This window comes from Streptomyces saintjeani, from assembly GCF_055409605.1.
Map to the genome: position 1 here is coordinate 3,034,980 of NZ_CP189624.1, position 10,446 is coordinate 3,045,425.

Annotated in this window: 11 protein-coding genes; 8 read left to right on the forward strand and 3 right to left on the reverse strand. The window is 68.3% G+C overall.

Annotation, left to right across the window (positions count from 1 at the left end; genetic code table 11):
* Window position 1: 1 nt before the first annotated feature.
* Complete coding sequence (locus ACQCO7_RS13535) at window positions 2-889, reverse strand: helix-turn-helix domain-containing protein (protein WP_464072065.1); 888 nt, start codon at window positions 887-889, stop codon at window positions 2-4.
* 163 nt (window positions 890-1,052) lie between these two features.
* Here ACQCO7_RS13535 and ACQCO7_RS13540 point away from each other — a divergent pair, with 163 nt between their 5' ends.
* From ACQCO7_RS13540 to ACQCO7_RS13550, 3 genes are all read left to right on the forward strand, one after another.
* A complete protein-coding gene (locus ACQCO7_RS13540; protein WP_464072066.1) occupies window positions 1,053-1,232 on the forward strand; it encodes a hypothetical protein in 180 nt (59 codons plus the stop codon).
* 521 nt (window positions 1,233-1,753) lie between these two features.
* Entirely contained in the window at window positions 1,754-3,556 is a 1,803-nt protein-coding gene (locus ACQCO7_RS13545) for a reverse transcriptase domain-containing protein (RefSeq protein ID WP_464071883.1), read from the forward strand.
* 223 nt (window positions 3,557-3,779) lie between these two features.
* Window positions 3,780-3,920, forward strand: coding sequence for an ATP-binding protein (locus tag ACQCO7_RS13550; protein ID WP_464072067.1), 141 nt, complete (start codon window positions 3,780-3,782; stop codon window positions 3,918-3,920).
* 66 nt (window positions 3,921-3,986) lie between these two features.
* On the opposite strand, the gene ACQCO7_RS13555 is transcribed toward ACQCO7_RS13550, so the two are convergent.
* Window positions 3,987-5,633 (reverse strand): M4 family metallopeptidase, encoded by a 1,647-nt coding sequence (locus ACQCO7_RS13555; RefSeq protein WP_464072068.1) that lies wholly within the window; start codon window positions 5,631-5,633, stop codon window positions 3,987-3,989.
* 71 nt (window positions 5,634-5,704) lie between these two features.
* On the opposite strand from ACQCO7_RS13555, the gene ACQCO7_RS13560 reads away from it, so the two are divergent.
* The 3 genes from ACQCO7_RS13560 (at window position 5,705) to ACQCO7_RS13570 (ending at window position 7,702) form a co-directional block, all read left to right on the forward strand.
* Complete coding sequence (locus ACQCO7_RS13560) at window positions 5,705-6,184, forward strand: gamma-glutamylcyclotransferase family protein (RefSeq protein ID WP_464072069.1); 480 nt, start codon at window positions 5,705-5,707, stop codon at window positions 6,182-6,184.
* A 264-nt stretch (window positions 6,185-6,448) separates the two neighbouring features.
* A complete protein-coding gene (locus ACQCO7_RS13565; protein WP_464072070.1) occupies window positions 6,449-6,970 on the forward strand; it encodes a hypothetical protein in 522 nt (173 codons plus the stop codon).
* Window positions 6,971-7,084: 114 nt separating this feature from the next.
* Window positions 7,085-7,702 carry a class F sortase gene (locus ACQCO7_RS13570; RefSeq protein ID WP_464072071.1) on the forward strand — a complete coding sequence of 206 codons (618 nt, stop codon included), beginning with the start codon at window positions 7,085-7,087 and terminating at the stop codon, window positions 7,700-7,702.
* A gap of 10 nt (window positions 7,703-7,712) precedes the next feature.
* Here the strand turns inward: ACQCO7_RS13570 and ACQCO7_RS13575 are convergent, their stop codons facing one another.
* Complete coding sequence (locus ACQCO7_RS13575) at window positions 7,713-8,495, reverse strand: sulfite exporter TauE/SafE family protein (RefSeq protein WP_464072072.1); 783 nt, start codon at window positions 8,493-8,495, stop codon at window positions 7,713-7,715.
* Between the two features lie 205 nt (window positions 8,496-8,700).
* Between ACQCO7_RS13575 and ACQCO7_RS13580 the strand changes: the two genes are divergently transcribed.
* Both ACQCO7_RS13580 and ACQCO7_RS13585 read left to right on the forward strand, forming a co-directional pair.
* Entirely contained in the window at window positions 8,701-9,810 is a 1,110-nt protein-coding gene (locus tag ACQCO7_RS13580; protein ID WP_464072073.1) for a polyprenyl synthetase family protein, read from the forward strand.
* A complete protein-coding gene (locus ACQCO7_RS13585) occupies window positions 9,807-10,430 on the forward strand; it encodes a biliverdin-producing heme oxygenase (RefSeq protein WP_464072074.1) in 624 nt (207 codons plus the stop codon). Before ACQCO7_RS13580 ends, ACQCO7_RS13585 begins: the two co-directional genes overlap by 4 nt.
* The last annotated feature ends 16 nt before the right edge of the window (window positions 10,431-10,446 follow it).

Below are 10,446 nucleotides of genomic sequence, written 5' to 3' on the forward strand. Positions count from 1 at the left end.
CTCACAGTTCCTTGCGCAGTTTCTCGACGAACGCCTTCGACTCCCGCTCGTCGAGCGAGTGTTCGGCGATCTTCTCGAACAACGCATCGTAGATGGCTGCGCCTTCCCCGCCTTCCACCCAACGTTTGGTGTAGCCGGACTCCATGTAGACAACGTCCATGGCACCCGGTTCGGCGAACGACATGATGTTGAACGGGCCGTTGAGGCCCTGGTGGGTTCCACCGCTGAACGGGAAGATCCTGAAGCTGACGTTCGGCAACTCCGATGCGCGGAGTAGCTCTTCGTACTGGGCCGTGGCTGTCGCTGCCCCGCCAGGGATGTTGCGGAGCACGGCTTCGTAGACCAACGCCCGCAGCACCAGCGGAGGTTCCTCGACCAAGCGGCGCTGGCGAGCCAGTCGAGTCGCGGCGAACTGCTCGTCCGGTTGCGCTCCCTTCTCCAGCATGGCCACCGGCGCCTGCCTCACCGCTCGCACGTACTCGGGAGCTTGCAGCAGCCCGGGAATGTATCCGGTCTGCCACGACCTGATGACCGTCGCCACGTTTTCCAACGCAACGTACTCCTGCATGACTCCCCGGACCTTGTAGTCGTCCCACCAGCCCTTGGCCTTACGGCGTTCACGATCGATCCTGGCCAACTCCAGCAACCCGCCGATGACCCCGAGGTCCCGCACCCCGTACAGCTCACACAACGCCCGGATGTCCGGGTCCCGGATCGGAACCCAACCGCCCTCCATCTTCGCCACCTTGGCGCCAGACGACGTGAGCACTCGGCCGGCATCCCCCTGCGTAAGCCCCGCAGCTGTACGGAGTTTGAGGAGTTCGCCGCCAAGTCGGCGGCCCAGGACGCTGGTTGTGCTGTTGCCCTGTCGAGCCTGACCCTGAGTCACTTGCCTGCTCCTTAGCGTACGCGCGCCGCCAGTCTGGCGGGCGGGAACGTCTCTGGCAAACACGAACGGTTGAATTCAACCGGGATGCACTTGAAGCGGCGACGCTCGACCAACTACCTTGCGTGGCGTACCAGTCACGCACTCCGAGTGTGGAGGTCTCCGCATGACCGCACCCACCGAACCCCTGCATCACGACCTCGTCGAATACACCCCGTACCCCAAGAACGTCACCCTCGCCCGCCACCGCGCCCAGCGCCTCGTCAACGACTGGGGCCACCCCCAACTCGCCGAGAACACCGGCCTCTTGGTCTCCGAGCTCGCAGGCAACGCCGGTGCGCCATGAGGCGCTCTGTTGTATCCCCGGTTCAACCGGGAGGAACTGAAGGGAGGTTCCTGGGTCTGATGGCTTACCTGGATCCGAAAGGTGAAGGGGACAGCAGCATGCCAGGAAATCAACGATCACGTTCAGGTATGGAAGTGATGCGTAGAGGGACCCGCGCGATACGGCGAAAGCTGTACTGCCTGAACCCCAATCTCCAAGGGATGAAAGGGCTGGCATCCATCGGAAACCTACCTGACACCGATGCCGCGTCCTGTGGTGGAGTAATTGCGTATCCACCACACCCTTCGGGGCGCGGACTGATTCCCAGTGAGGGAATTCAAGGAGATGAGTGGGGCGCCTAAGTCGCGCTAGATACGTACAACAGAGACGAACATGGGATCACCTAAAGGGCGCGAGCCCCAAGGTGACGGAGGCCCCGTAGTAGTCGCAGGAATAACGACCTGCCAAGGAGGACGGGAAAACCGTCCGCAGGGCGAAGGGGGCCAGGTGATCGGACATCACGATGCTGGGAGGTATGCGTAATGCAGAACGCCGAAACGGTGCTTGATGTCCTGCGTGAACGCGGCAGGCAGAACCTGCCGTGTGATGAACTGTATCGACAACTGTTCAACCCGAACCTGTATCTACTGGCATACGGGCGCATCTACGCCAACCACGGCGCGATGACACCCGGAGCCTGCGGGGAAACCGCGGACGGCATGTCCGGAGCCAAGATCGGGCACATCATCGAAGCCATGCGCCACGAGCGTTACCGCTTCCGCCCGGTAAGGCGCGTCCACATTCCGAAATCAAACGGAAAAACGCGCCCGCTCGGTCTGCCGTCCTGGTCGGACAAACTCGTCGGCGAAGTGATCCGCCTTCTGTTAGAGGCGTATTACGAGCCGCGCTTCTCCGGCCGATCCCACGGTTTCCGCCCCGGCCGGGGCTGTCACACGGCACTGTCCGAGGTGACATACAACTGGACCGGGACAACCTGGTTCATTGAAGGAGACATCTCCGACTGCTTCGGCTCGCTGGACCATGAAGTCCTGCTGGCCATCCTGTCGGAGAAGATCCACGACAACCGGTTCCTCCGCCTCATCCGACAGATGCTGAAGGCGGGATACCTGGAAGACTGGAGATGGCACGCCACGCTGTCGGGATCCCCGCAAGGCGGTGTGCTTTCCCCGCTTCTGTCCAACATCTACATGGACCGGCTGGACACATTCGTCGAGACAGTTCTCATCCCGGAATACGCCCGAGGGAAAACCCGCCGCAAGAACCCGGCCTACAAGGAGCTGGAGAACGCGATCGGGGCTGCCCGGAAGCGGCTCGCCTACAGGAAGGAGAACACCGAGTCCGCCCAAGTCCGCCAATGGCGAAAGGAGTTACGCCGTCATCCGGCCGGAGATCCACACGACCCGGGCTACCGGCGGCTGCGCTACATCCGCTACGCGGACGATCACCTCCTCGGGTTCATCGGACCCAAGGCCGAAGCCGAGACGATCAAACAGCGCCTGGCCACATTCCTGCGCGACGACCTCAAGCTGGAACTCAACCAGGACAAGACGCTGATCACCCACGGCCGCACCCAGGCGGCCCGCTTCCTCGGCTACGAGATCACCGTCCAGCACGCAGACGAAAAGGTCTCCCGGGGTGGTCGCATCAATCGCGGCCTCCGCTCCATCAACGGGAAGATACAACTCCGTGTGCCCAAAGACGTGATCAAGGCCAAATGCGCCCCGTTCCTCCGCCGTGGCAAACCCACGCACCTGCTCCCGCTGACGAGTTGCACACCCTTCGACATCATCGGCATCTACGGAGCGCAGTACCGGGGCATCGTTCAGTACTACCTGCTGGCCGGCGACGTCTGGAGACTCGACCGGCTCAAGGGGGTCATGCTGACCTCCATGCTCAAGACCCTGGCCGCCCGGCACCGGTCAAGGGTGACCACGATGGCCAACCGCTACAAAACAACCATCAGGACACCCCAAGGACCACGCAGGTGCTTCGAGGCCAGGATCGAACGCGAGGGCAGGAAACCACTGACCGCACGGTTCGGTGGCATTCCCCTCACCCGGAAACGGACGGCCGTCCTCGACGACCTCCCGTCCACCTTGTTCACCCCACGCAGCCGCCCGCGCGGCAGCCAACTCATCGACCGGCTACAACGCGGACAGTGTGAACTCTGCGAGAGCCGAACTGAAGTGCAAGTACACCAAGTTCGCTCCCTCGCAGAGCTAAGAAGCGCAGGAGAACAGCCCGCATGGGCGCAACTGATGCTCAAGAAACGACGCAGAACCCTCGTGGTCTGCCCGCCTTGTCACGGAAGCATCCATACGTAACCCGGGTGAACAGCACGCAGTAGTCACTGGAGAGCCCGCTGCACCGAAAGGGTGCACGGCGGGTTCGGGCCGGGGGCCACTGGAAAAGGGACTGCACAGCGGAAACCTCGCCAGTGGCCTACCGGTACTCTTCCACGGCACCCTCCGTGGCCGCCTCTTCCGCGTCGAACTCTTCCTCACGGAGAAGGCTCTCCGCATCGAAGTCACCGACGCGCGAGGCGAGTTGCTGCCGACGCCGCGCGCCGCCACCCCGGACGAGAACTTCGGCCGGGGACTGATGATCGTCGAGGAGACCGCTGACCGGTGGGGAGTCAGCGAGCTGATCGTCGGCAAGACCGTGTGGTGCGAGCTGGACACGGCGTGAGCGTACGCAGACGGAACGGCCGCCCTGGTCAACTCCCTTACCAGGGCGGCCGTTTCAACGGAACCGCTAGTTGACGTTCACCGCGCTCCAGGTCGCCGCCACCGCGTTGTACTCGACGCTGCCGTTGCCGTACAGGTCGCGCGCGGCGTTCAGCGTCGCCGTCCGCGCGCCCGCGTAGTTCGTCGAGGACGTCATGTAGACGGTCAGCGCGCGGTACCAGATCGCGCCCAGCTTGGCCCGGCCGATCCCGGTGAGGGTGGAGCCGTTGGACGTGGGCGAGTTGTACGTCACCCCGTTGATGGTCTTCGTGCCGCTGCCCTCCGCCAGCAGGTACGCGAAGTGGTTCGCGACGCCGGAGGAGTAGTGGACGTCGAGGCTGCCGACCGAACTGCTCCAGTAGTCAGCCGAGTTGGCGTCACGGCTCGGGCGGTCCATGTAGCGCAGGGCGTCCCGGCCGAAGCCCGAGCGGACGATCTTCTCGCCGATCAAGTAGTCGCCCAGGTCATTGGAGTTGGCGGCGTGGAACTCGACGAGCGTGCCGAAGATATCGGAGGTCGCCTCGTTGAGGCCGCCGGACTCACCCGAGTACGTGAGGTTCGCCGTCTTGGACGTGACGCCGTGGGACATCTCGTGGCCCGCGACGTCGAGGGCGACCAGCGGACCGAGCTGCGTGCCGTCACCGTCGCCGTACGTCATGCAGAAGCAACTGTCGTCCCAGAAAGCGTTGTTGTAACCGTTTCCGTAGTGGACGCGGTTGTAGGAGCCCTTGCCGTCGTTGCCGATGCCGTTGCGGCCGTGGACGTTCTTGTAGTAGTCCCAGGTGACGTCGGTGCCGTACTGGGCGTCGACGGCGGCGGTCGCGCGGGACGCCGTAGTACCCGTACCCCAGTGGTTGTCGGCGTCGGTGAAGAGCGTCGCGGGCGCGCGGACGATGCAGATGCCGAAGATGCAGAGGTCGGTCTTGTTCTCCGCGTCGCCGGTGTACGTGTTGCCCCGGCTCGGATCCTTGAGCTGGTATGTCGTACCGGAGAGGGTCGTCTCCAGCGGGACCGTACCCCCGTAGAGGGACTGCCCGTCACCGGTGGCCGTCTCGATCGCGTCCCAGGCGTCGATCTGGACCCCGGTCCGCGCGTCGGTCACGACGGTCCGGGCGACCGGGTTGCCCTGCGCGTCCAGCCCGACCGCGTCGGTCTTCCAGGCGAGCTTCGGCGCGCCGTGCAGGGCGTCGACGACGAGTTGCGGCTTGGCCTTGGCCTGCCGGACCCCGGCGCCGAGGTGCGCGGCGCGCAGCGCGTTCACCGCCTTGTCGGCGGCCTCGGGCGCGGGCACGGCCGGGGTGATGGTGGGCAGCGCGATGGTGCTGCGGGTCGCGCGGTCGGCGTCGCGGTACGCGCCGTCGGGCGCGAGGTGGACCACGAAGTCGCCTCCCAGCACCGGGAGTTGCCGGTACGTGCGGTCGTAACGGACGTGCTGCGTACCGTCCTTGTCGACGACCACGTCACGGACGCTCGTGCCCTGCGCGGAGTTGATGCCGAGACTCGCGGCCCGGTCGGCCACGGCGCTCGCCGCGTTGTCGATCGCCTGGGCGCGGGTGGGTCTGTCGGCCGCGTCGGCCACGGGGCTCAGCACCGCGGCCATCAGGGTCGCCGTGGTGGCGGCTATGCCGGCCGCGGCGAGACGGGAACCTCGGACGTGCTGCCGGAAGGGGCTCATCGGTCTCCTCGGGGGCGCGTGGTGGGGGTGGCGCTGACGTCGACTGCGATTTATAGGCGCCGCGACTTGTCATGTCCATAGCGCACCCACAGGGGCAGCCGGGAGACAATCCCTCCGTGACCCCCGCACCCCTCCCCTTCTTCGTCTACGGCACCCTGCGCCCCGGCGAGACCAACCACGCCCTGTTCCTGTCCGGCCGCACCCTCACCGAGGAGCCCGCGCATCTGACCGGCGCGGTGCTGTACGACGGCCCGGGGTACCCGTACGCCGTGGAGGCACCCGGCGGCCCCCTATACGGCGACCTCGTCACCGTCGCCCCCGAGTACTACCCGGCTACCCTCGGCGAGCTGGACGCCCTGGAGGAATACCGGGCGGACGACCCGGACAGCCCCTACCTGAGAGTTACCCGGGAAGTAGTACGCGGCCGTAGCTCCGAAGTCGTACGCGCCTGGGTGTACCTCGCCGGCCCCCGTATCTCCACCCGTCTCCGCGACACCGGAACCCTCATCGAGAACGGCGACTGGCTCACCCGCCGCGCGCCGCAGCACTGAACCGGCGATCCCCCGCCGCCCCACGCCCGCACCGACCTGACGGCGTGTCGGTCACCCGTTCACCCCTCCCCGGAAAGGTTTTCCCCGGCCTCTCCCCGCACCACCACTGACCTGCTGAAACGACAGCAACACCACCTCTTCCCCGCCACCCGTTCATCCCATTCCTGACGCCTCCTCAGGAAGCGCGCCCGCCCCGCTGCCTCTTTTCTCGGAAGGGCACAGGCACGAAGGGCACAGGCACGACCGAGGCTCGGAGGAGCACCGATGCGACGTACCGTCCGGCTGCTGACCGGCACCGCGTTCGCCGTGGTCGCGGTGGGCGGCGCCGTGGCGCCCGCGTACGGCGGGGACGGCGGAAGCCTGGAGGTGTATCCGTCGACCGTGGTGCCGGGCGGGCAGGTCACCGTCAACACCGACGCGTGCGGGGACGGCGGGAGCGCCGCCGGGGACGCGAGCGCGGTCGGCGCCGGCCGGTTCACGCTCGCGCCGTCCACCCACGAGGGCGACGCCATCGGCCAGTTCGGGGTGCCGCCGAGCGCCCAGCCGGGGACGTACGAGATCGTCGCCACCTGCGCGGAGGGCGGTAAGAAGGTCACCGGAGATCTTGTGGTAACGCTTGCTACCGCTCGGCAGCCGGCGTATCCGAGGGGGAGTGTGAAGACGGGGGTCGGCGGCGCGCTAGGCCCCGACCCCGTGCAGACCGCGGCCGGTGTGGCGGCACTCGCCGTCGCCGCCGCGGGCGGTACCTGGCTCCTGCATCGCCGGGCGAGAGGCGACGGGATCTGACGGACACCCTCCGCTGTCCGTCCTCCGGTACCGCATACCCCTCCCCCTCCGGGTCCGACGCCCCTCGTGGCCCGGAGGGGGTACGGGGACCCGTAGAGGAGAGGGGTACGTCTCATGCGCAGGGTCGGCAACACCGCGATAGCGGCCGTTACGGTAACCGCTCTCTGCTCAGGTGCCTGGTTGTTGCACAACGGCACCGAGGAACACGCACCGCCCCAGCCGTCCGCCGCGCAGGCCCGCACCGCCGCGGTCGACCCCCGCTCGGCCCCCGCGCTGCCGCCCTCTCCCCCGGACCGCATCCGTATCCCGTCGATCCGGGTGGACGCGCCCCTGATGGGACTGGGCCTCACCCCCCACGGCAGTCTCGACGTCCCGCCCGCCGCGAAGAAGAACCTCGCGGGCTGGTACGAGGCCGGCACCACGCCCGGCGAGACCGGTACCGCCGTGGTGGCGGGCCACGTCGACAACGCCGACGGCCCCGCGGTCTTCTACTCCCTGGGAGCCATCCGCAAGGGTGCGACCATCGAGGTACAGCGACGGGACGGCACCGTGGCCCTCTTCACCGTGGACGCCGTCGAGGTCTACCAGGCGAACGCCTTCCCCGACGAGAAGGTGTACGGCGCGACCGGCCGCCCCGAACTCCGGGTGATCACCTGCGGCGGCCCCTACTCAAGAGCTACGGGGTACCAGGGGAACGTGGTGGTGTTCGCGCACCTCACGGGGACCAGGTGATACCGGTGGCTCAGGAGAGCCACTGCTCGTACGCCATGTTCGCCACCAGCGCGAACACCACCGTCAGCAGCACCACCCGCACGAACCCGCTCCCCTTCTTCAGCGCGGTCCGCGCCCCCACCGTCCCCCCGATCAGGTTGAACACGGCCAGCAGCGCGGCGAGTTGCCAGATCACCGCCCCCTGCCAGGCGAACGTGACCAGCGCGCCGAAGTTCGTGCAGCAGTTGACGATCTTGGCGGTCGCGGAGGCGGTGACCAGGTCCAGGTGGAGGATCGCGGTGAGGGCGAGGACGAGGAACGTACCGGTGCCGGGGCCGACGAGACCGTCGTAGAAACCGATTCCCACCCCGGCCAGCCCGATCGCCGCAAGGACCCGACGCGGGCCCGCAGGGCCGGTCGCCGGCGCCGTACCGAAGGCCGGGCGGGCGATGACGAAGGCCCCGACCGTGACCAGGACGACCATGGTCACCGGCTTGAGGACCTCGGTGCTCATGCCCGCCGCGAGGAAGGCTCCGCCACAGGAGCCGAGCAGGGCCGCGACGCCGATGCGGACGGCGAGGCCGACGTCCACCTTCGTCTTGCGGACGTAGGTGACCGCCGCGCCGGACGTGCCGACGATCGCGATCGCCTTGTTCGTGCCGAGCGCGTGGGCGGCCGGGGTGCCCGCGGGGAGGCCGAGGAGGAGCGCGGGGAGCAGGAGGAGGCCGCCGCCGCCCACCACCGCGTCGATCCAGCCCGCCGCGAGCGCGGCCAGGCAGAGCAGAAACAGGGTGGTCAGGGGTATGTCGGGCATGATCGGGAGCCTACGGACGCGGTAGGTGCAGAGTCCATCGATATGAGGGGCTCCTGAGGTTCGGCGGGGGTCGGGTCCGCCGTCCACAAACGGTCTTTCTCGGCCAGAAAATGTCACCCTCCGTCGCATTCGATGGCCGAAGGGCATCTGGACCGGACCGGCCACGGGCCCGGATGCTGCATAGGTGGAACCGGTTGCTACGGATGTGGAAAAGATCGTCCGCCAGGACGCGGCCCTCTTGGAGGACGACCTCGGCGCGTTCCTCGACGCGCTGACGGACGGCGGCGGGCCGACGCGTACAGAGGCGTGTACCGAGGCCCGTACCGACGTGTACGCCGACGCCCTGCGCAGAACCCTGCACGAGCCGGCGGCGGACGCCCTCGGCTCGAAGGCGGGCCAGCAGGCGCTGCCCCCGAGACCGGACGCCCCTGGCGGCGCGGCGCCGCTGAGACCCTCGATGGTGTACTGGGCCTACCGCAACTACCGAGGTCTCCCGGGCGAGTTCGGCAACGACTTCGCCGCGGTCCGGCGCACCGCGGTAGCCGTCCGCGTCCTCATGAAGGCGGCTGTCGCGCTCGACGACATCCAGGACGGCAGCACGATCCGGTACGGCGAACCCGCCCTGCACGCCACGCACGGCGTACCGGTCGCCCTGAACACCGGCGCCTGGCTGATCACGTCCGCGATCCGGCATGTGGGCCAACCGGCCGCCGCGCAAGCCCTGTTGGAGAGCGTGAGCCGGGGCTTCACCGGCCAGGCGGGCGACCTCGCGTCCCGTACGGACACCACCCGCGCGTCCCTGCTGGCCGCGCCCCACGCCGACCGCGTCCACTTCTGGGAGTCCGTCGCCGCGCTCAAGACCGGCACCCTGTTCCGGATGCCGCTGGAGGCCGCCCTCGCGGCGCTCGGCGTCCAGGAGGACGACCGGGACACGCTGGACGACGCGATGCGCCGCCTCGGCCTCGCCAGCCAGCTCTTCAACGATCTCACCGACGTCGTACCGGAGTTCGGCGGCGCCAACACGCACGAGGACTTCGACGGCCTGGGCAACCGGGTCTTCCTGGAACTCCTCGACACCGAACCGCCGTCCGGCGAAGCCGACTTGAGGACGTACGTGCTCGACCACCCGAAGCTGGACGAGACACTCCTCCAACTCTCCGCCGAGGCCGTCGAGTTGAAGCGCGCGGCGAAGGAGGCCGTCCACTCCGTCTGCCGGTCGGACCTCAGCGCCGCCTACTTCGACCTGACCATCGACCGCAAGGGCCACCTCATCGACCGCCTCCACCGCACCCTCGCCGAGCGGAGCGGCGCGTGAGCACCTCGGCCGTGGAACGGCTTCGGGCCCGTACCCGGGGCTGGCACGACGCCCTGGAGCGCACCGGGTTCGCCACCGCGATGGTCACGGGGACGCTGCCGGTCGAGCTGTACGTCAGTCAACTCGCCGCCTACCGACCGGTGTTGGCGGCGCTGGAGGACGAGCTGGCGCGGTCGCCCCGCCCCGCCGTACAGCGGGTGTGGTCGGCGGAGCTGGCGAAGGTGCCGTACATCGACCGCGACCTCGGGCACTTCGCGGCGTCCGGCGTCCTGCCCCGGCCGGGCCTGGTGGCGGCGGAGGTGCGCGCGTTCACCGGGGACGTCCGCGAGACGGCGCGCACGGCGCCGGAGGAGCTGCTCGGGTTCCTCTACGTACTGGAGGGGTCGACGATGGGGGCGCTGTTCCTGCGGGGTCCGGTGTCGGCGGCGTACGGGCTGACCTGCGGCGACGGGGTCGCGTACTACGGCAGCGGCGACCGGGCGCGCTGGCGGGCGGTCGCGGCCCGGCTGGACGAGGCGCTGCCGGGGCCCGAGGAGCAGGAGCGGGTGGTCCGGGCGGCCGAGCGGGCGTACGCGCATACGGCGGCGGTGTCCCGCGCACTGTCCCCGTCCCGGGTCTGAGCTGCGGAAACGCCGC